Genomic DNA, 21,305 nt, shown 5'->3' with positions numbered 1-21,305 from the left:
TTTATTATACAAAATCTGATGAAAAAAACAAGGCAGGATTTTTGCACCTGCCTTAACTTCTTAAACTTTTATAGCTTTTGCTAAATCCAAGGAGCGGTTCCTTGCACTGTGAATGCAAGCCATGATAATCTTTTCAAATTCATTTGCTTGCAGAGATTGAAGTCCCGCTTCGGTTGTTCCACCTTGGCTCGTAATATTTTTCCTTAGTGTATCAGCTGACTGCCCGGATTGCTCCAGCATTTTTCCGGCACCGATGATAGTCTGGGTGATCAGTGCATCGGCTGTCTGTGCATCCATACCTGCCTCTAAAGCAGCCTTCTTCATCGCTTCTACAAAGTAATAGATAAAAGCTGGACCACTTCCAGAAACAGCTGTCACGGTATGCATATCATCTTCAGATACAATCTTGGTCATACCGATCGTTTGAAATAATTTTTCTGCATATTCAAGTTGTTGTTCAGTTACATATTTTCCACCCGTAATAGCAGTAGCGGAATGCCCAATTTGGGCAGATGTATTAGGCATCGTCCGAATAACAGCTACTTTCTTGTTGAGCGTTTCTTCAATCGTTTCCGTCATTACACCGGCCAACACGGAAATGATGAGCTGATTTTCCTTTATATAAGGATTAATCGTCAATAAAGAATCCTTTAAGTCTTTTGGCTTCATTGCTAAAACAACGACATCGGCACGGCTAAACAATGCTTCCTTATCATAGGAAGTCTTTACTCCATACGTATCCTTCATATAAGCTAAACGCGCTGTATCTTGTTTATTGGTAACAAAAATTTGGCTTTTGTCGACTGTCTTTGTCTGCAACAAACCAGCAATGATTGCCTCTGCCATTGAACCACAACCAACAAATAAAATCCGTCTATCCATAAAAATACACTCCTTCTTTAAATTTCCAATAAAAAAAGCTGATTCCGTCCTAAAAAAGGACGGAAATCAGCTTCCGCGGTACCACCTAATTTGGCAATCTGCCCACTCTTCATTGATAACACAGTTTCCTGTGGTTAGTTTATAAGCTAACGACTCCCAGGTAGGTTCATACAAGCTTATCAGCAGGGATCTCTCAGCCGGTGAATCCCATTTTCTGTCAGATAGTTCTTATATTACTGGCCTCATCATCGTCTAAAATGTATTTGATTTCTGTTAATAGTAGGATAAAAAAATCGCTTTGTCAAGGGGCGGATTTTAATGGGTCAGGACACTTTCAATATAAGAGGGACTATAACTAGTAAGCTTTATCTTCATTAGGAATTTCTCCATTAAATGACAAAAAACGCCTAATATTACTTAAGCGTTTTTAAAGGATTTGAATTTATAAAAATGGAGGAGGTAGAGGGATTCGAACCCCCGCGCGGTTTGACCCGCCTGTCGGTTTTCAAGACCGATCCCTTCAGCCAGACTTGGGTATACCTCCGTTTCAAGACAAGATATAATATATCATAAAAACATGAATGATGTCAAATATTATTTTACGGCATTGTTAATGAGGGGAGGCTGCATGAGATGCTCATACAGCCAACCTTCTATCTTACTTGATAACTTCTAGACCACCCATATAAGGTACAAGCACTTTCGGCACGATGACAGAGCCGTCTTCTTGCTGATTATTTTCTAAAATCGCTGCAACTGTTCGCCCAATCGCGAGACCTGAACCATTTAAAGTATGCACAAATTCTGGTTTTGCATTCGCTTCACGACGGAAACGGATGCCTGCACGTCTTGCCTGGAAATCTTCAAAGTTAGAGCAAGAAGAAATTTCCCGGTACATGCTTTGGCTAGGAATCCAAACTTCAATGTCATACTTTTTCGCTGCAGTAAAGCCTAGGTCACCTGTACACATGCTCATCACACGATATGGCAATTCAAGTTCCTGCAAAATCTTTTCCGCATGACCTGTTAACGTTTCTAGAGTTTCATAAGAATCTTCAGGCTTAACGAAGTGTACTAACTCTACTTTGTTAAACTGATGCTGACGAATCAAGCCTCTTGTGTCACGTCCTGCAGAACCCGCTTCAGAACGGAAGTTAGCGCTGTACGCAACGTACTTTTTCGGTAAATCAAGTAAAATTTCATCACGGTGATAGTTCGTGACAGGCACCTCTGCCGTCGGGATTAAGAAGTAGTCCCATTCCTCTAACTTAAAGGCATCCTCTTCAAACTTCGGAAGTTGCCCAGTTCCAGTCATGCTCGCACGATTTACAATCTGTGGAGGGAGCACTTCTGTATAACCATGTTGATCCGCATGGTAATCCATCATGAAGTTGATTAGTGCACGTTCAAGTCTTGCTCCAAGCCCTGTATAGAAGACAAATCGGCTTCCTGTCACCTTAGCTGCACGTTCAAAATCTACAATAGATAAGTTTGTTGCAATATCCCAATGGGCTTGAATTTCAAATCCAAACTTAGGAAGTTCACCCCATTCACGGGCAACAACGTTATCGTCTTCGTCTTCCCCGATCGGCACACTTTCATGTGGGATATTCGGAATGGAATACATGACCTGTTCCAGTCTTTCTTCCACTTCTTTCAACTCTTTATCCAGCTTGCCGATTTCTTCTCCAACCTGACGCATCTCTTTGATTGCCGGTTCAGCATCCTGCTTTTCTTTCTTCAACTTTGCGATTTCTTGTGTCGCAGCATTTCTTTTAGCTTTTAACTGCTCGGTTTCAGCGATTAATTTACGACGCTTTTCATCCAATTCACCAAACGTATCAAGTTCGGATAAATCTTCACCCCGGTGCTGCAATTTTGCTTTTACTTCTTCGTAATTATTACGTAAAAACTTCATGTCTAACATAATATTTTTCCTCCTTTTATTTTAAATAACAAAAAACTCCCGTCCCAAAAATAGGGACGAGAGTTTAAATTCCCGCGTTGCCACCCTTGTTGAAGAGGAAATCCTCTTCCGGCTCAGCTGCTTTAACGGTGCAGGGACCCGGGTTTATTTACTCTAGAATATATCTATTTCCATAAACCAGTTCAAGGATGGATTCACAAGCATTCTACATCGATTTGCACCAACCATCGACTCTCTAAGTGAAGAATAACTTGCTACTACTTCCTGTCAGTACTATTAGTTATTAATATTTTCTATCATCATAGCCGATTTATTTTAAAAATGCAAGTGTACATTGTCTACAAGCCGATCAATTAAAATAATCCTTTAATCCAATCGACAGCTGTCGTGAAGACATTACCGAAAAAGTCACCGATTGCTCCAAGAGTGAGCATGAACCAGTTAGCTTTTTCAACGGCTTCGTCACTGACTAGGTCAACAGATACTGCTTCTTGTTCAAAAATATAACCGTGATCGGTTGCTTCGCCTTGATAGACGAGTGTAGCAGTTCCAACCTTTTCACCTTTTTCAATCGGTGCGACGAGTTCGCCTTCTTCATTCAACTTCTCTTCATCAATATGATATTCTAAGCTGTACAGTTCTGCTTCATCTGCTTTAATTGGCATAGAAACTGGATCACTAATAGAAACACTCACTTCTTTTTCCTTACCTTTAGCGACTGGCAGGGTAGATTCATCCTCTAATTGATAGCCAGCTGCGAATAATTCCTCACTCTGGAAGTTATTATATCCATAATCAAGAAGTTTTGCCGTTTCACGGAAACGTTCCTCTTTCGAGTTGGTTTTCATTACAACGGTGATAAGACGCTTGCCATCTCTCTCTGCTGTACCTGTGAAAGTGTATCCAGCAAGATCAGTATTTCCTGTTTTTAATCCATCCATTCCTTCATAATGGAATTGTTGTAAGAAGGTTGCTTCATGAGGGAGCATCCAGTTCAAGTTTTCAATCGTATAACCTTCGAAATCCACTTCCGTCTGGCTTGAAATATCTAATGCATGCGGAAAATCATTTACCAAATGATAAGCTAATTGAGCTGCAGATCTTGCGGATAATAAGTTACTCGCATTTGGATCAGTTCCTTCAGGGACATCATCACCTAAACTAGAGTTATCAAGACCAGTACTATTTACAAATAAATATTCGGAGAGGCCCAATTCCTCAGCCTTATCATTCATCATTTTTACAAATTCAGTTTCAGAACCTGCAATCAACTCTGCAAGTGCAATGGTTGTTGCATTATCAGAGAATACGGCCATTGCATTATATAAATCTTTTACAGTATAATCTTTATTTTGTGTTAAACCTACTCCAGAAAAATAAATGTTCGCGGAGATTTTATATGCATAATCACTTATTTGAGTTGTCGTATCCCAACTAATTTGTCCATTTTCAATTGCTTCCAGGACAAGATATTCGGTCATCATTTTAGTCATACTTGCTGGAGGAAGGGCAACATCTGCGTTTTTCGCATAGAGGACTTTTCCGGTACCTGCATCAACTAAGATGGCAGACTCTGCATTTAAATCAAGGGTGCTTTCTGCATTTGCGGTTAGCGGTTGTATCGTAAACGTCGTGAACAACAATACAAGAGCGAGTATCATTGATACACTTTTTCTAGTAACTTGAATCAACTTTCTTACCTCCAACATAATTAAAGATTTTAATATGTAACACCTAGTTATTCTATCATATTTCGACTTAAAAAAATAGATGGACATTAAACAATACGAAGCTCCTTACCTGATTCATAGGGTTGAAATCTAGCTATGTTATTTCTCACAAAAAGAAACGCCTATCTTCATAGTTGAATAATAGGCGTTCTTATTATGTCTTAAAAGATTATTGTATCGAGTAGTTCGGAGCTTCTTTCGTAATTTGCACATCATGTGGATGGCTCTCACGAAGGCCAGCATTAGTGATTCGTACAAACTGACCATTGAGACGCAAATCTTCAATTGTCGCTGAACCACAATAACCCATACCAGCACGTAAACCACCAACTAATTGATGGAACGTATCCGTTAATGCCCCTTTATAAGGGACTCGTCCTTCTATTCCTTCTGGTACGAGCTTCTTCGTATCCTCTGTCTCAGATTGGAAGTAACGATCTTTCGATCCTGCTTTCATCGCACCAAGTGAACCCATACCACGATAAACTTTATATTTTCTACCTTGATATATCTCTGTTTCACCTGGGCTTTCAGTTGTACCTGCAAATAACGTTCCGAGCATGACCGCGTGAGCACCCGCTGCAATAGCTTTTACAATATCACCAGAATATTTGATTCCTCCGTCGGCAATGACAGGAACTCCATATTCTGCTGCAGCTTTAGCACAATCGTAAACAGCGGTAATTTGTGGAACACCGACACCTGCGACAACACGTGTTGTACAAATCGAGCCAGGGCCGATTCCGACTTTAACAACAGATGCACCTGCTTCGATTAAAGCAACGGTTGCTTCTGCTGTTGCCACGTTTCCTGCGATGATATCTAAGTCAGGGAAAGCGGCTCTTACTTTTTTCAGTTGGTTAAGTACACCAGCTGAATGACCATGGGCCGTATCGATAACAACTGCATCCACACCGGCTTCCACCAATTTTTCAATACGATTCAGAGAATCCCCAGTCACACCAACTGCAGCTGCAACGAGCAATCTTCCTTGGGAATCTTTTGCAGAGTTAGGGAACTCAATTACTTTCTCAATATCTTTTATGGTAATTAAACCTTTTAGAATATTATTGTCATCAACGAGTGGAAGCTTTTCAATTTTATGCTGTTGTAGTAATTTCTCAGCTTCTTCTAACGTCGTACCGACTGGAGCAGTAACAAGGTTCTCGCTCGTCATCACTTCAGAAATTTGGATGGAATAATCTTGAATGAAGCGAAGATCACGGTTTGTCAAAATACCTACAAGTTTTTGTTCTTCAATATCATTCACAATCGGTACTCCGGAGATACGGAATTTACCCATAAGATGTTCAGCATCATAAACTTGGTGTTCAGGTGTTAAGAAAAATGGGTTGGTAATGACGCCACTTTCTGAACGTTTTACACGGTCCACCATTTCTGCTTGCTCTTCAATCGTCATATTCTTATGGATTACCCCTAAACCACCTTGACGGGCCATCGCAATCGCCATCTCAGCTTCTGTTACGGTATCCATCCCAGCACTAATAAAAGGGGATTTTAATTTCAATTTTTCCGATAGTTGAGTATCGAGCTTCACATCCCTAGGCAGTACATTTGATTCTGCAGGTACTAATAATACGTCATCAAACGTTAAGCCTTCTTTGCCAAATTTATCTTCACGCATGTTCTAGCCTCCTAATTATTTATAAATCTTTATCCCGTTGATTAGCTATAAGTTATAAGTTATTTTTATTTACTTTACGCTAAATATCGCGGTTTTTCAACCACTTCGAACTTAATGGGAATAGTAAATAGATTCACAATTTTTACGAACAGTCAGGAAATGACTTTCCCTTTTATCTATTGCTTAAAAAGAAAAATCATTTCCCATTTATTTGCTATCCATCTTAAATAATCAGGTTCAAATAGTTACTGCTACCACTGGTTATTTTTATATTTTCGATAATAATTGAACTGGCGCAGCAACATATAAAATTTACGCTTCAGACTCTTATCTTTTTTATAGAAGAGGGGATTACCCCATTTCTTAGCCTTGATGAGTCGCTTAACATCTTTCTTAACGGTCTCATCCTCCACAAAGTTATTCAACACAATACGTGGCACAACGGTGAACAGAAATTCTTCATTCAGATAAGTCACTGGTTTATCTTTCCCAAAAATGACATCATCTACAATGTATTTCGCCATATTATGTCCAAGGGCTGTCACATAATAACTGGAGCGTCCTTGTCGAATGTTCACTTCAAATATCTTAAACTTCCCGTCCCGCTCATCGTATTTCATATCAAAATTGGCAAAACCAACATAACCAAGCTCTTCTAAAAATCGCTGCAGCTTCTTCATCATATCCTCATTGTATCTGGTAAGGACAGACGTGTAATTGCCAATTGCGGTAGCCGTATGCTCCTGAAGGACAACTTGTCCAAATGTCACTAGCTGAGTCTTACTTTCCGAATTCAAATAAAGGACAGAATCCCACATATACGTGTCCTCGCCCGGAATATAATCTTGGATAATCAATTCATCGCGGTAGCCACTTGCCTTAATCATGGAAATGACTTTATCTCGTTCCTCATCCGAGTTCACCCGGTACACTTTTTCCTGACCGGTAAAGGGATGTTTGTAATATTCAATTCCATTACTTGGTTTTATGATGATCGGATAAATCATTTCCTCTTGGAAAGGAGCTTCATCCTTACAGTCATAAAAATGGGTCGTTGGAGTGTCGATTCCATACTGTTCACAAAGCTTATAGAAGTTTGCTTTCTTTTGAAGCTTATTCATAAGCTCTTCGGAAATATAGTTGAAATGATAATATTCTTTCAGTGCTGCTTCATTTTCTATAATTAAACGCACATATGCATCATTTGTACCGACAAGAACTAATTTTTTATTACGGCTGCTTAATTCCTTAGCCAACTCCCCCAATATAGGAACGAATCTTCCTTCATCGGTTAAATCTGGATGAATATCAATTCGTTCCGGGATTGTACTAAAACTAGTGAATCCCATTTCTTGCTTCCCAACTAGGATGGGGTGAATATGATAAGCTTCATGGAAGGATATTGCCATATTGTAGGCATTAATATCTGTTCCGATGATTATTGGTATAAAAGGTTGATTACTCATATTGCCTCCTGTTTCTACTTACAATTGATTTTAATCTAACATTACTTCTTCGATATGTAGCCCGGGGTTCATCTGCAAGCTGATTATCTCTTCTGTATCATGCAGTTTCACAATCGGCCTTGTTAAATGACTCTTGTCGATAAAAACAATTTCCCCTTTTTTATTATTCGTTAAGGAGACTGTTTTTCCGACCGCCCGTGCTGTTAAGCTCTCAATAAATTTTCGGACGATGAGCGGATCCAGCTTCGTGAACCGTTCATGTGCAATTTCATCAATGACTTTAAATATTGGCTGTTGTGCTTTATATAAACGTTCACTCGTCATTGCATGATAAGTGTCACTTACTGCAAGAATCCGAGCATATGTATTGATTTTATCCTTCATTAGTCCAAGTGGATAGCCGCTCCCGTCTATCCGTTCATGGTGTTGAAGGATTGCTATTTTTGCCGCTTTTGACAGACCTGTTATATTTTCCACCATCCGATAAGAGTACGTGGAATGGTTACGAATTTCTTGGTGCTGGCTTTCGGTGAGCGGGTCACCTTTTGAAATAATTTCAGAATCCACTCTCGTCATTCCTGCATCGCATAAATAACCAGCAAGTCCAAGTTGAATCCATTCTCCTTTACGATACCCCAATTCCTTGCCTAAAAACGCGGAAATAAGACTGATAGCGACACTATGATGGTAATTATAATCTTTTGCCGTTCCAAATTGATGCAACGTAAATATTTCCATATCGAGCTCTTCTATTCGTTCAAGTAATGGAATGATTGATCTTCTGATTTTGGACATATCGATAGGAATGCCGTTATTCCATTCTGTATAGAACCGTTTGTATTCTTCCACCGCTTGTAAATAATGAGTAGAGAAGGGAGGGAGCTCCTCCTGCTCTGAGTAAATCTCAGATTCCTTAATTTGTGGCTGTATTTTCTCTATAACTTCAACTTCTTTCGGCATATACGTTTTTCCATCCTCAAGCTTGGAAGAAACTTCAACTGAATCAATTAAAAATTTATGTAAAACGGTAATATGGTTATCCGTCAAAACAGTTTTTGCCGGCATGATCGGACGACCTGATTTTCCTAGGACATTCTGCATTAGTATACAACCTTCAATTAATTGTGACGGATGTACGCGCATGCCTTCACCTCCAACATAGAAATGGGAAAAGTGACTCAAGTCAAACGAGTTACGTTAAACATGAGTCACTTGAAAGCTTGATTATTCCTCTATATTTTCATCTGTTTCTTGGACGTCAAGTTCCTCTGCTTCTACTTCTTCGTCCAACTCTTTATCCTCTTCCACTTTGGCAACAGTTGCTACCGACTCTTCATCCTGTAGACGGATGAGTCGAACACCCATTGCACTTCTTCCAGTTTGAGAAATTTCTGCTACTGGGATACGAATCAATACACCAGCAATCGTGATCAACATCAAATCTTCTTCTCCAGAAACAGCTTTAACAGTAACAACTTCTCCTGTTTTATCCGTCACTCGACAAGTAAGTACACCTTTACCGCCTCGATTGATTCTACGGTATTCAGATTCTGGTGTTTGTTTACCATAGCCTTTCTCCGTAACATGAAGAATATTTGAACCTGGTTCAATAATTTCCATCGATACTACTTCATCGTCATCACGTAAGGAAATACCTTTCACACCTGCAGCAGTTCTTCCCATCGGACGAATTTGCTCTTCCTCAAAGCGGATGAGGGATCCTTGTTTTGTAGCTATCATCATATCTTTCGTTCCATCAGTTAAACGAACAGAAATAAGCTCGTCATCATCCCGTAAATGAACAGCAATGAGACCACCTTTACGTATGTTGGCAAACAGGGACAAGGAAGTACGCTTAGCAATTCCGTATTTCGTCGTGAAGAATAAGTAAGCATCTTCGTCGAATTCTTTCACCGCAATAAGGGCATTGATCCATTCATCATTTTCCACTTGCAGTAGATTGATGATCGGAATTCCTTTTGCCGTTCTGCTGAATTCTGGAATTTCATAGCCTTTAAGCTTATATACCTTACCTTTATTCGTAAAGAATAACAGTGTATCATGGGTCGAACAGGAACCTAAATGTTCAACGAAGTCATCTTCATTCGTACCCATCCCCTGAATACCCCGGCCACCGCGACGTTGTGTACGGTAAGTTGAAGCTGGCAAACGTTTAATATAGCCTTGGTGGGTGAGGGTGATTACAATATTCTCCTCTGGGATTAAATCTTCATCCTCGAAGAAGCCAATCCCACCTGCAACAATTTCCGTACGACGGTCGTTGCTGAAGCGCTCTTTAATTTCCGTCAACTCTTCACGGATAATCTCCAATACCTTTTCTTCATCCGCTAAGATAGCTTTTAATTCAGCAATCAGAGCCATCAATTCACTATATTCATTTTCAATTTTCTCCCGCTCCAAACCGGTCAAACGCTGGAGTCGCATATCGAGAATTGCTTGGGCTTGTTTTTCCGATAACTTAAATCGTGTCATTAATCCTTCACGAGCAATTTCCGTTGTTTTGGAATTACGGATCAAGCTGATCACTTCATCCAAGTTATCCAGTGCAATCCGCAAGCCTTCTAGAATATGGGCACGGGCTTCTGCTTTTTTCAATTCAAAAGCAGTACGTCGTTTGATTACAACTACTTGGTGATCAAGATAGTGTTCGAGACATTGTTTAATATTTAAAATCTTTGGCTGTCCATCTACAAGGGCTAGCGTATTTACACCAAAGTTCGTTTGGAGGGCTGTAAATTTATATAAATTATTTAAAATCACATTCGCATTTGCATCTCGACGGACTTCCATCACGATACGCATACCTTCACGACCGGATTCATCCCTTAAGTCGGTAATACCTTCAATTCTTTTATCACGGACAAGTTCAGCAATTTTTTCTACAAGTCTTGCTTTATTCACTTGATACGGCAACTCTTTAACAAGGATTGTCGATTTACCGTTGGCATGTTCTTCAATTTCCACTTTTGCCCGCATCGTAATGGAGCCTCTTCCAGTTTCATAGGCTTTCCGGATTCCACTCCGGCCAATGATAATTCCGGCAGTAGGGAAGTCTGGACCTGGAAGATATTCCATAATTTCCTCAATTGTAATATCTGGGTCTTTTGACAAAGCAAGTACCGCGTCAATCGTTTCCCCAAGATTATGAGGAGGAATATTCGTCGCCATTCCGACCGCAATTCCTGACGTTCCGTTTACAAGCAGGTTTGGAAAACGGGCAGGGAAGACTTCTGGCTCCCGTTCAGAACCATCATAGTTATCACGGAAATCAACCGTATCTTTATTCAGATCACGGACGAGCTCCATTGAAATTTTTGAAAGCCTTGCCTCTGTATAACGCATTGCTGCCGCTTGGTCTCCATCGACAGATCCGAAGTTTCCATGACCGTCTACAAGCATATGGCGGTAGCTGAAATCTTGCGCCATCCGTACCATCGTTTCGTAAACTGCAGTGTCACCGTGTGGGTGATACTTACCGATTACTTCCCCAACAATACGGGCAGACTTTTTATATGCTTTATCCGGATGCATTCCTAAATCATTCATCGCATGGATAATTCTGCGGTGTACCGGCTTCATGCCATCACGAACATCCGGTAAAGCCCTTGATACGATAACACTCATTGAATAATCAAGGAAAGATGTTCGCATTTCATTACTAATATTCACTTCTTGAACATTTTTACGTTCTTCGGCCATTCTGTTACCTCCTAGTCGGGAAAAAACAAAACTCCCTATACAGACGAAATGAAAAGAGGGGAATGACCCCGCTCCTCATTTACAAATAAATTAAAATTTGTTTTTCAAAACATACAATCTCATATTCAACGATATTTAGAACTAAATATCTAAGTTTTGTACGTATCTTGCATTTTCTTCAATATAGTTACGACGTGGTTCAACTTTATCTCCCATCAGCATATCAAATACTTGATCCGCTTCGATGGCATCAGTTAACTGGACTTGAAGCAATGTCCGGGTTTCCGGGTCCATCGTCGTATCCCAAAGTTGTTCCGCATCCATTTCACCAAGCCCTTTATAACGCTGAATCGCTGGCTTTGGTGTGTCCGACATATTAGAAAGAGCCTGTTGCAATTCCTCATCACTATACACATATTGCAACGATTTACCTTGTTTGATTTGGTAAAGCGGCGGTTGTGCGATATAAATATAACCATTGTCAATAAGCGGTCGCATGTAACGGAAGAAGAACGTGAGCAATAATGTACGAATATGGGCACCATCAACATCCGCATCTGTCATAATGATGATTTTATGGTAGCGCGCATTTTCTATATTAAAATCTTCACCGATTCCAGTACCAATCGCTGTAATCATCGAACGGATTTCAGCATTGGAGAGAATGCGGTCAAGCCTTGCCTTTTCAACGTTTAATATTTTACCTCGAAGCGGCAAAATTGCTTGGAAATGTCTGTCCCTTCCAGCTTTTGCAGAACCACCGGCAGAGTTACCTTCAACGATGTATAGCTCACTGATAGCAGCATCTTTAGAAGAACAATCCGCAAGCTTACCAGGAAGGTTGGAGATTTCCAACGCACCTTTTCTTCTCGTCAGTTCTCTTGCTTTTTTCGCTGCAACACGAGCACGGGATGCCATCATCCCTTTATCTACAATCGTTCTTCCGATACTTGGATTTTCCAGTAGAAATTTTTGAAAAGCTTCACTGAATATTTGATCCGTAACGGTACGGACCTCACTGTTTCCTAATTTGGTTTTCGTTTGACCCTCAAATTGCGGGTCTGGGTGTTTTACAGAAACGATTGCTGTCATACCTTCACGGACGTCATCACCCGTTAAATTATCATCATTATCTTTTAAAATATTGCTTTTACGTGCATATTCATTAACGACACGAGTCAATGCTGTACGAAAACCGACTTCATGAGTACCGCCTTCGTACGTATGGATATTGTTCGCGAAGGAATATAAATTCGAAGCAAATCCATCATTGTATTGAATCGATACTTCGACTTCAATACCTTGATTGCTTCCTTGGGCATAAAACGGCTCATGAAGCACTTCTTTATTTTGGTTAATATATTCTACGTAGGATTTAATCCCACCTTCGTAATAATAACTGATAGGTTCTCGGTCATCTCGTTTATCTTCCAACGTAATCGTCAAGCCTTTATTTAAAAATGCCAGCTCTCTAATACGCTGTTCCAATATGTCAAAATCATATACGGTAGTTTCAGTGAAAATTTCTGGATCTGGTTTGAAGTGAATTTCTGTTCCTTGGCGGTCTGTTTCACCGATCACTTGAAGTTCATCCACTACTTTTCCACGTTCAAATGCGATGTAGTGGATTTTTTCATCGAGATGCACTTTTACATCAAGTTGAGATGATAAGGCGTTAACGACCGATGCCCCAACCCCATGTAGTCCACCTGAAACTTTATATCCGCCACCACCGAATTTTCCACCGGCATGGAGGACTGTCATGATGACTTCTACCGCAGGACGACCTGTTTTCTTTTGAATACCAACAGGAATTCCCCGCCCATTATCTCTTACGGTGATACTATTGTCTTCTTCAATGATGACTTGGATATGGTCACAGTATCCAGCTAAGGCTTCGTCAATACTGTTATCGACAATTTCCCAGACAAGATGGTGAAGACCTTTTCCACTCGTTGAACCGATGTACATTCCTGGACGTTTCCGTACAGCCTCCAAGCCCTCAAGAACCTGTATTTGTTCCGCATCATAGGATTGGTTGTTTGTTACTTTTTCTTCCATATTTCTTTCACACTCATTTCTTTTATTAAAGAATCATTCTCGATAAACAAATTAGCTTTCTCTTCCATCTGTATGTCCATTCTTGTCCTGTTGCATGAAAACTACATTCACTTGAGAAACTAATTAAAGAGTATTAATATAGTCGATCAGCATACATATTTATAAAAACAATTTATATTAAACATCATAAAGATGGGAATCATATTCCGAGTAGTCGTCGATATGTTTGATTACTGATTTGATGCTCGTGCGTTTTTTCAGTGTTGCGATGGATAGGGTGCTGAAATAGGTTTCTTCTGTTGTAACGACCATGGATTTTACATATCTCCGCGGACCTTTGATATTTTCTTCTTCTTTTTCTTGGTTCACCATCTCTTGTAAAAGTCCTGAAGATGATATTAATTCATAATCGATCATAGCAACAATGGTGGAGGTTTGAATGACATTTCCATTACCAATATCAATAAACATGTAAAGACTCAACCCCCTTTGGTTTTCTCTGTGGTGACCGTTCCCTTTGTGACTCGAAAAATTTCAGCTTTGTTCAGTGTTTCATGATGTATGCCATCTACACTGGTCGTCGAAACAAAGGTCTGGACTTTTCCTTGAATCGTATTCAATAAGTGGGATTGGCGAAAATCATCCAGCTCACTTAACACGTCATCCAATAGCAATATCGGGTATTCTCCAATCTCACTTTGAATCAATTCAATTTCTGCAAGTTTCAAAGATAAAGCAGTTGTACGCTGCTGACCTTGCGAACCATAAGTTTGCACATTGATTCCATTCACGTAAAAAATCAAATCATCACGGTGGGGGCCAGCTAAACTTGTACCACGATCGATTTCCTTGTCTTGGATGCTTGCGAATTTTTCCTGAAAGCGCAGCATGATTTGTTCCGTTGTGTCCTGCTCATCCACATCAATACTCGCATCATACTTTATTTCAAGCTCTTCCAATTCTTGGCTGATTTGGTGGTGGATGGGGGCTGCCCATTTCCGTAATAATTTTAAAAAATGGAATCGTTTATGAAGAATAATGACAGCATGTTGGATCAATTGTTCGGTAAGGATTTCCAGCATGGTGACATCTGTAATTTCCCTGCGTTGTAATTGTTTCAAAAGAGAATTTCGTTGCTTTAATATTTTTTGATATTGTGCTAAATGATAAATATAGGTTGCTTGAATTTGACCAAGCTCCATATCGATAAATCGTCTACGTGTTTGGGGAGGACCTTTTACTAAAGTTAAATCCTCGGGGGCAAACATAACCACATTAAGTGCACCAATAAAATCACTTAGTCTGCGTTGTTCTAAATGATTTAATTTTGCCTTTTTCCCTTTGGATGAGATGGTCATTTCAAGTGGAACGGTTTGATTTCGTTTTTTTACTCTACCTTCTATTTTAGCATACTCTCGGTCCCATTGAATAAGTTCTTTCTCTTTTGGAGTACGATGGGATTTTGTGAAAGCTAAACAATAAATTGCTTCCATGAGGTTTGTTTTACCTTGAGCATTTTCGCCGATAATGACGTTCACCTTATCGTCAAACGTGATGTTGAGCTCGTCATAGTTTCTAAAGTTGGTCAGGATTAACTGTTCAATATGCATGCAGTTAATCCTCGGAACCAACGATATAGGCATTACCTTCTAATTCAACGGTATCTCCGGGGTAAAGTTTGCGCCCGCGGCGATGCTCAAGCTCCCCGTTAACAACAGCACCTTGCTCTTGTAGATATGCTTTTACCATTCCACCCGATTCCAGTACATTCAGAACCTTGATAAATTGACCTAATGTAATATATTCCGTCGATATTTTTACTTCTTCTTGCATGTCATCACCAGTTTTCTTAATGAAAATATTTTATTATTTTGTCTCATGACTGCTTAATAACAGTATTTACCGATAAAAACTCTATAAACCTATTTTACTAAAGTTTTTGCAATTATGAAAGGTAAGACCCTAAAAGTATCGAAAAACTTCTCTCAGGGGCTTATTTTTGTTTATTTCAGCATTCGAGATTCCATTTCCCCTTTGACCAAAAAAATAATGAGAAAGAAAAAACAAGTTTTGATGTTCTTTTTGGATGTAATCCACAGCGGAAAACTTAATTTTCATATAATCAATACAGAAAAACTCTTATCCACATGTGGACAAGAGTTTTCTTGCGTGTATCCAGGAAATTAAATTAATAAGTTCTTACAGGCAGGATTAATTGCAATATGGAATCATCTTCTTTTGGAACAAGTACGAATGGACGCATTGCTCCAGTAAAATCAATCGTAATTTCATCATACTCTATGGATTTTAATGCATCCATCATGTATTTCGAGCTGAAAGAGATTTTCAAATCTTCACCTTCAACGGATTCCACAACAATTTCTTCATGGACATTTCCAACTTCTGGTGAATTACTTGTAATTTCAACAACTGAATTTCCTTCTGTCGTTAATTTGACCACGTTATTTCTTTCTTCTCTAGCAAGTAATGAAGCACGATCGATTGTATTTAATAATTCTTTTGTATTTACAGTGATACTAGTTTTCTTTTCTTCCGGAATCAAACGAGATGTTTCCGGATAATTACCATCAAGTAAGCGTGAGAGGAAGCTTAAATGTTTGGTACGGAATAAGATTTGGTTATTCGTTACACTGATTTCAACTGTTTCTTCTGCATCATCTAAGATTTTACTCAATTCATTCAAACTTTTACCTGGGACAACAACATTATGAAACTCTACTTCAGTTGCTTCGATCGTTGTTTTGCGCATTGCCAATCTATGGCTGTCCGTTGCTGTAAAGTTAAGGACATTATTTTCCAAATGCATATTCACTCCGGTTAAAATTGGACGTGTTTCCATAGTCGATACAGCAAAGACAGTTTGTTTAATCATATTTTTAATTAATGGTATCGGCATTTCGAAACTTTGATCCGCTTCAATTCGTGGAAGGTGAGGGTACTCCTCTGCACTTTGGCCCACAAGTGTGAATTCAGCTTTTCCTGAACTGATTTGAACTTGATGATTGTCATCAACTATAAATTCCACGGTATCTTGCGGAAGTTTACGTACAATATCTGGAAAATATTTTGCTTGAAGAACGATGCTTCCAGGCTCAATATTTTCTACGTTCACATTTCCATTTTCTTCACTAGGAATAAATGATTCGATAGAAATATCAGAGTCACTTCCTGTTAATTTTATTCCATGTATACTTGCTTCAATTTTCATTCCAGAAAGAATAGGGATGACTGCTCGTGATGAGATAGCTTTCATTACATTTTGTACAGCTGCCATCAATAAATCTCGTTTGATTGTGAATTTCATAAAATATCCTCCTAATGGAAGTTCTATATATATTATTTATTATAAAAAGATAGTAATAATAGTAATAGTGCTTGTTGATATGTGGATAAGTTCCTTGATATCTTTTTCAGTATGGTTTTACACATGTTAACAATATGTTTATATGTGTAATTTGTTATGAACAGTTTACACAAGGAAAATATCACATCGATTTGATTGTTTCGATCAATTCATCAATTTCTTGACTAAATGTTGTATCATCTGCAATCATTTTTGATATTTTTTCATGAGCATGTATAACAGTTGTATGATCCCTTCCTCCAAATTCATCACCAATCTTTGGAAGAGACAAATCTGTAAGCTCCCTTGATAAGTACATTGCTATTTGTCTAGGGAAGGCAATTGATTTGGTCCGCTTTTTCGCGGCAAAATCCTGCATGCGAATATTATATTTCCGAGAAACTACTTCTTGAATTCCTTCCACTGTAATTTCCTTTGGCTTATTGCTAGGAATGATATCTTTCAAAGCCTCGGCAGCCAGGGCTGCATCAATATCTTGGTTTACTAAGGAAGAATAGGCAACAACACGAATCAACGCGCCCTCGAGTTCCCTAATATTTGTATTGATTTGATTGGCGATATAGAGCATGACTTCATTCGGAATTTCGAGACCTTCCGCTTTTGCTTTTTTATTTAATATCGCAATTCTTGTTTCAAGATCTGGCGGGGTGATATCGGTTATTAGGCCCCATTCAAATCTGGATCGCAATCTGTCTTCTAATGTCGGAATTTCCTTTGGAGGGCGATCACTAGAGATAATAATCTGTTTACTTTCCTCATGTAATGCATTAAAAGTATGGAAAAATTCTTCCTGCGTAGATTCTTTTCCGGCGATGAATTGAATATCATCTATTAATAGAACATCTATATTTCGATATTTATTGCGGAAAGCATTCGATTTATTATCCATGATTGCATTAATGAATTCGTTTGTGAATTTCTCTGAAGTTACATAAGCGACTTTGGCATCTGGGTTATGTTCTCTGACATAATGGCCGATTGCATGCATTAAATGTGTTTTCCCTAAACCAACTCCCCCGTAAATAAATAAGGGATTATACGCTTTGGCAGGCGCTTCTGCTACAGCAAGGGAAGCTGCATGAGCAAAACGGTTTCCAGCTCCGATAACAAATGTATCAAATGTATATTTTTCATTTAACATTGATTTTGGGAAGTCATTGTAAGTTCCTTGAGGTTGTATTTCCTTTGTAACTTCTTTTGTTTCCTCCAGCTCTTTGGAAGAATCAGGAATGATGAATTTCGTTTCTAGTTTTGAGCCAGTTACTTCTTCAACTACTTCATTGATGACTTTTGTATATTGGTTTTCCAACCAGTCTCTCGCAAATTCATTAGGTGCAGAAATGATTAATGTATTTTTACTTAAATCTACAGCCTTTGTATTTTTTAACCATGTATCATAACTAGGTTTACTCACTTTTTCTTCAATCTTTTCTAAAGCAGCTTGCCAAAGCTCATCAATATTTTCCAAACGGGAAGTCACTCCTTTCTAATGGGATGATTATTACACATAGTGTTGTATTGTAGGGTTATTTGTTTTCCACGCTTTATGTTTAATGAAAGACAGAAAAAAGCCTCCCTCGATCAGTCGAATGGAAAAGGCGTTTAAAGTAAATTCCATAATAGGCTGTGGATGAAACGTATGGAGTCTTTCAAGTTTAACATGATTTATAAACTCTATCCACAAATCTGTGGAAATTTTAATAAAGAAGCTGTGAATTGATATCCACAAAACTATCCACAGGTTGTGAGTAATTTTTAAACTGAATTAGTTTTCCACAAGCGAAACACTATAATAATAACAAAGATAAGCTTATGATGCAACGTGTTTATTTTAGTTATCCACATTACTATCCGTTTGTTTACAAAAAAATATTCACACCCGTTTATGATGTGAGTAAGTTGTCGATAGATGTCGAATAAGTGACAACGGTAAAAAGTGCTACTGTGAATAAGTATATGATAACTTGCTTTCAGGATTTTCTGTTATAGAACAGAGTTAAGGTGAGTTTGGATGATTGGTTATAAAATTTTCATTTCTAATAAAGTGGAGACTAAAAAACTGGGTTGACAGGAGGGTGGAGTTTTACGTATAATTATTGAGACTGTCTACTGGATAAGTTAAAAAATGATATTATATATTAGATCCCATAGGGAGGTGCAATAAATGAAAAGAACATTTCAACCAAGTAACCGTAAGCGTAAAAAAGTACATGGCTTCCGTGCACGTATGGCTACTAAAAACGGTCGTAAAGTATTAGCTCGTCGTCGTCAAAAAGGAAGAAAAGTACTATCAGCATAAGCCACTGAACAATCAGTGGTTTTTTTTCTATTCTAAATACGAAAAGCTGAAGCACGTATAGGGATGACTAAACTGGACTGCGGTGAAAGAAGATAAAGGAAACACGGTGAGTAACGAACCGATGTTGATTTACCGATTGGAGGAGCAGGAAGTTTTTAGTGTTCCTGGTCAATTGAGCTAGATAATACGAAAAGCTGAAGCGTTCGGTTAGGGACAATCAAACTGGATGTTGGTCCAGGGGGATAATGTTCCAACAAGAAAGATCCCATAGACGATAAGCAGTAAAGGTGAAAGTAATGAAAAAAGCTAATCGAATTAAAAAGAACGAAGAATTTCAATACATATTCAAGCACGGAAAATCGTTTGCAAACCGGCAGCTTGTTATTTACTATGCGGAAAAACCGGGACAAGAACATTTTCGGATTGGATTATCTGTTGGCAAAAAAATAGGTAATGCCGTAAAAAGGAATCAAATTAAACGGTATTTGCGCCAAGCTTTTCATGAGATGCAATCTGACATCAGACCGGACATTGATATAATTATTATTGCTAGACAACCGACAAAAAGTATGGGCTTTCATGAAATGAAAAAGAGCTTAAGCCATTTACTATATAAACAGCAATTGCTTGTTAAAAAATAAAACAAGTTAAATATAGAATCTTATCTGCAATTAGGATAAAATAGCTAATAGAGTTTCAAGGTTGACGCTAAGGAGGAAAAATTTTGCGTAAAAAATATGTACTGCTATTTGCGCTAATCGGTTTAGCTCTACTACTCGCTGGTTGTACGGAAATTAACGAACCGATTACCGCAGAGAGTGAAGGAATTTGGAATACAATCTTTGTTTACCCGCTTTCTTGGGTAATTACAAAAATAGCCGTGTTTTTAAATAATAGTTATGGTCTTTCAATTATCATTGTAACGGTACTTATTCGCCTTGCAATTTTACCATTAAGTGTTAAACAAATTAAAAGCTCAAGAGCGATGCAGGAAATTCAACCAAAGCTTCAAGAGCTTCAAAAGAAATATAGTTCCAAAGATGCGAATACACAACAAAAACTGCAACAGGAAACAATGGAACTTTTCCAACGTAATGGAGTTAACCCATTAGCAGGTTGTCTACCGATTTTTGTCCAAATGCCAATTTTAATTGCAATGTATCACGCGATCATGCGTACGACAGAAATTAGTAATTATCAATTCTTATGGTTCGAGCTTGGTTCGCCGGATTACATCTTACCGTTTTTAGTTGGTGGTTTTACATTCTTACAACAAAAACTGATGATGTCATTCCAAAATACATCAACACAGAACCCGCAACTTGCAATGCAGATGAATTTAATGCTTTACATGATGCCGATCATGATCGGTGTTATGACGTTCTTCTTCCCAGCAGCTCTAGGGCTATACTGGGCAACTGGTAATATCTTTATGATTTTCCAAACGTTATTGATCAATAAACCGATGATGACGAAAACCAATACTGGGGGAGACAAAAAGTGAGAGAAATAACTGCTAGCGGTTCGACAGTTGAAGAAGCTGTACAATCAGCTTTACAGCAGTTAAACACGACTGAGGACCGGGTTGATATCGAGATAATTGATGAAGGTAAAAAAGGAATTCTCGGCTTAATCGGAGCTAAACGTGCAATTGTGAGAGTGAAGAAAAAGAAGGATCCGGTTAAAGAAACGGAGAAATTCCTCCGTTCAGTTGTAAATCAAATGAATGTCGAAGTTGATATTAAAACAACCGTTGAAGAAAACCATGTGACATATGAAATGGATGGAGAGAATATTGCCATCCTCATCGGAAAACGTGGCCAAACACTCAATGCCTTACAGTATTTAGCTCATCTAGCAATAAACAAACAAAAAGGAACGTACTATACGGTGACTCTTGATGCAGAAGGTTACAGAGAACGCCGCAGAGAAACACTCGAATCTCTCGCGCATAAAATGGCAGATAAAGCTAAACGTATCAACAAAAAGGTAGCACTTGAACCTATGCCAGCTTATGAAAGAAAAATAATCCATAGTGCGTTGCAAGATGTAAGTGGCGTATCAACTTATTCTGATGGACAAGAGCCCCATCGTCATATTGTTATCAAACCTTAATAAAAAAATCACTCCTTTCTTTTTAAGGAGTGATTTTTTTATGTTTAATTAGGATTAAATATTTTGTTCAAAAGT

Annotated in this window: 17 protein-coding genes, 1 tRNA gene and 1 other annotated feature; of the genes, 4 read left to right on the top strand and 14 right to left on the bottom strand. The window is 38.6% G+C overall.

Annotated elements, in window-relative coordinates; translation table 11 throughout:
- Positions 1-60 precede the first annotated feature (60 nt).
- The 14 genes from proC to dnaA all read right to left on the bottom strand — a co-directional run bounded on the left by proC (position 61) and on the right by dnaA (position 18,284).
- Positions 61-882: a pyrroline-5-carboxylate reductase gene (gene proC, locus ACFSBH_RS02795; protein WP_251512888.1), complete on the bottom strand. Its 822-nt coding sequence runs from the start codon at positions 880-882 to the stop codon at positions 61-63.
- Between the two features lie 451 nt (positions 883-1,333).
- Positions 1,334-1,426, bottom strand: a tRNA-Ser gene (locus ACFSBH_RS02790).
- Positions 1,427-1,540: 114 nt separating this feature from the next.
- On the bottom strand, positions 1,541-2,809 hold the full coding sequence (gene serS / locus ACFSBH_RS02785; RefSeq protein ID WP_251512889.1) for a serine--tRNA ligase: 1,269 nt from the start codon (positions 2,807-2,809) through the stop codon (positions 1,541-1,543).
- A gap of 49 nt (positions 2,810-2,858) precedes the next feature.
- Positions 2,859-3,089: a binding site (T-box leader), on the bottom strand.
- A 73-nt stretch (positions 3,090-3,162) separates the two neighbouring features.
- Positions 3,163-4,500: a serine hydrolase gene (locus ACFSBH_RS02780; protein ID WP_379595960.1), complete on the bottom strand. Its 1,338-nt coding sequence runs from the start codon at positions 4,498-4,500 to the stop codon at positions 3,163-3,165.
- 208 nt (positions 4,501-4,708) lie between these two features.
- Positions 4,709-6,184 (bottom strand): IMP dehydrogenase, encoded by a 1,476-nt coding sequence (gene guaB, locus ACFSBH_RS02775; protein ID WP_251512890.1) that lies wholly within the window; start codon positions 6,182-6,184, stop codon positions 4,709-4,711.
- A gap of 251 nt (positions 6,185-6,435) precedes the next feature.
- Positions 6,436-7,650 (bottom strand): carboxylate--amine ligase, encoded by a 1,215-nt coding sequence (locus ACFSBH_RS02770; RefSeq protein ID WP_251512891.1) that lies wholly within the window; start codon positions 7,648-7,650, stop codon positions 6,436-6,438.
- Positions 7,651-7,680: 30 nt separating this feature from the next.
- Positions 7,681-8,793, bottom strand: a complete 1,113-nt coding sequence (locus ACFSBH_RS02765; RefSeq protein ID WP_251512892.1) for an HD-GYP domain-containing protein — start codon at positions 8,791-8,793, stop codon at positions 7,681-7,683.
- Between the two features lie 81 nt (positions 8,794-8,874).
- Positions 8,875-11,370, bottom strand: a complete 2,496-nt coding sequence (gyrA, locus tag ACFSBH_RS02760) for a DNA gyrase subunit A (protein WP_251512893.1) — start codon at positions 11,368-11,370, stop codon at positions 8,875-8,877.
- A 141-nt stretch (positions 11,371-11,511) separates the two neighbouring features.
- Positions 11,512-13,431, bottom strand: a complete 1,920-nt coding sequence (gene gyrB, locus ACFSBH_RS02755) for a DNA topoisomerase (ATP-hydrolyzing) subunit B (RefSeq protein ID WP_251512894.1) — start codon at positions 13,429-13,431, stop codon at positions 11,512-11,514.
- 177 nt (positions 13,432-13,608) lie between these two features.
- Positions 13,609-13,902 (bottom strand): extracellular matrix regulator RemB, encoded by a 294-nt coding sequence (remB, locus tag ACFSBH_RS02750; protein WP_251512895.1) that lies wholly within the window; start codon positions 13,900-13,902, stop codon positions 13,609-13,611.
- An 8-nt stretch (positions 13,903-13,910) separates the two neighbouring features.
- Positions 13,911-15,041, bottom strand: a complete 1,131-nt coding sequence (gene recF, locus ACFSBH_RS02745) for a DNA replication/repair protein RecF (RefSeq protein ID WP_251512896.1) — start codon at positions 15,039-15,041, stop codon at positions 13,911-13,913.
- A gap of 4 nt (positions 15,042-15,045) precedes the next feature.
- Positions 15,046-15,264, bottom strand: coding sequence for a S4 domain-containing protein YaaA (gene yaaA, locus ACFSBH_RS02740; protein WP_251512897.1), 219 nt, complete (start codon positions 15,262-15,264; stop codon positions 15,046-15,048).
- A gap of 355 nt (positions 15,265-15,619) precedes the next feature.
- A complete protein-coding gene (gene dnaN / locus ACFSBH_RS02735) occupies positions 15,620-16,756 on the bottom strand; it encodes a DNA polymerase III subunit beta (protein ID WP_251512898.1) in 1,137 nt (378 codons plus the stop codon).
- A gap of 181 nt (positions 16,757-16,937) precedes the next feature.
- On the bottom strand, positions 16,938-18,284 hold the full coding sequence (gene dnaA, locus ACFSBH_RS02730; protein WP_251512899.1) for a chromosomal replication initiator protein DnaA: 1,347 nt from the start codon (positions 18,282-18,284) through the stop codon (positions 16,938-16,940).
- A 696-nt stretch (positions 18,285-18,980) separates the two neighbouring features.
- Here dnaA and rpmH point away from each other — a divergent pair.
- The 4 genes from rpmH to jag all read left to right on the top strand — a co-directional run bounded on the left by rpmH (position 18,981) and on the right by jag (position 21,230).
- Positions 18,981-19,115, top strand: coding sequence for a 50S ribosomal protein L34 (rpmH, locus tag ACFSBH_RS02725; protein ID WP_251512900.1), 135 nt, complete (start codon positions 18,981-18,983; stop codon positions 19,113-19,115).
- A 296-nt stretch (positions 19,116-19,411) separates the two neighbouring features.
- Entirely contained in the window at positions 19,412-19,756 is a 345-nt protein-coding gene (gene rnpA, locus ACFSBH_RS02720; RefSeq protein ID WP_251512901.1) for a ribonuclease P protein component, read from the top strand.
- 83 nt (positions 19,757-19,839) lie between these two features.
- Positions 19,840-20,619, top strand: coding sequence for a membrane protein insertase YidC (gene yidC / locus ACFSBH_RS02715; RefSeq protein WP_251512902.1), 780 nt, complete (start codon positions 19,840-19,842; stop codon positions 20,617-20,619).
- The gene (gene jag / locus ACFSBH_RS02710; RefSeq protein ID WP_251512903.1) at positions 20,616-21,230 is read left to right on the top strand and encodes an RNA-binding cell elongation regulator Jag/EloR; all 615 of its coding nucleotides are present in this window, start codon (positions 20,616-20,618) and stop codon (positions 21,228-21,230) included. Before yidC ends, jag begins: the two co-directional genes overlap by 4 nt.
- Positions 21,231-21,305: the final 75 nt, after the last annotated feature.

The sequence above is a fragment of the Oceanobacillus luteolus genome, from assembly GCF_042678205.1.
Taxonomy (GTDB): domain Bacteria; phylum Bacillota; class Bacilli; order Bacillales; family Amphibacillaceae; genus Oceanobacillus; species Oceanobacillus luteolus.
Note: the sequence above shows the minus strand (reverse complement) of the source record. Positions and strands in the feature narration are given on the sequence as shown.

Coding starts and splice junctions, on each gene's coding strand:
- proC (WP_251512888.1), bottom strand. CDS start 882: ATGGATAGACGGATTTTATTTGTTGGTTGTGGTTCAATGGCAGAGGCA.
- serS (WP_251512889.1), bottom strand. CDS start 2,809: ATGTTAGACATGAAGTTTTTACGTAATAATTACGAAGAAGTAAAAGCA.
- guaB (WP_251512890.1), bottom strand. CDS start 6,184: ATGCGTGAAGATAAATTTGGCAAAGAAGGCTTAACGTTTGATGACGTA.
- ACFSBH_RS02770 (WP_251512891.1), bottom strand. CDS start 7,650: ATGAGTAATCAACCTTTTATACCAATAATCATCGGAACAGATATTAAT.
- ACFSBH_RS02765 (WP_251512892.1), bottom strand. CDS start 8,793: ATGCGCGTACATCCGTCACAATTAATTGAAGGTTGTATACTAATGCAG.
- gyrA (WP_251512893.1), bottom strand. CDS start 11,370: ATGGCCGAAGAACGTAAAAATGTTCAAGAAGTGAATATTAGTAATGAA.
- gyrB (WP_251512894.1), bottom strand. CDS start 13,431: ATGGAAGAAAAAGTAACAAACAACCAATCCTATGATGCGGAACAAATA.
- remB (WP_251512895.1), bottom strand. CDS start 13,902: ATGTTTATTGATATTGGTAATGGAAATGTCATTCAAACCTCCACCATT.
- recF (WP_251512896.1), bottom strand. CDS start 15,041: ATGCATATTGAACAGTTAATCCTGACCAACTTTAGAAACTATGACGAG.
- yaaA (WP_251512897.1), bottom strand. CDS start 15,264: ATGCAAGAAGAAGTAAAAATATCGACGGAATATATTACATTAGGTCAA.
- dnaN (WP_251512898.1), bottom strand. CDS start 16,756: ATGAAATTCACAATCAAACGAGATTTATTGATGGCAGCTGTACAAAAT.
- rpmH (WP_251512900.1), top strand. CDS start 18,981: ATGAAAAGAACATTTCAACCAAGTAACCGTAAGCGTAAAAAAGTACAT.
- rnpA (WP_251512901.1), top strand. CDS start 19,412: ATGAAAAAAGCTAATCGAATTAAAAAGAACGAAGAATTTCAATACATA.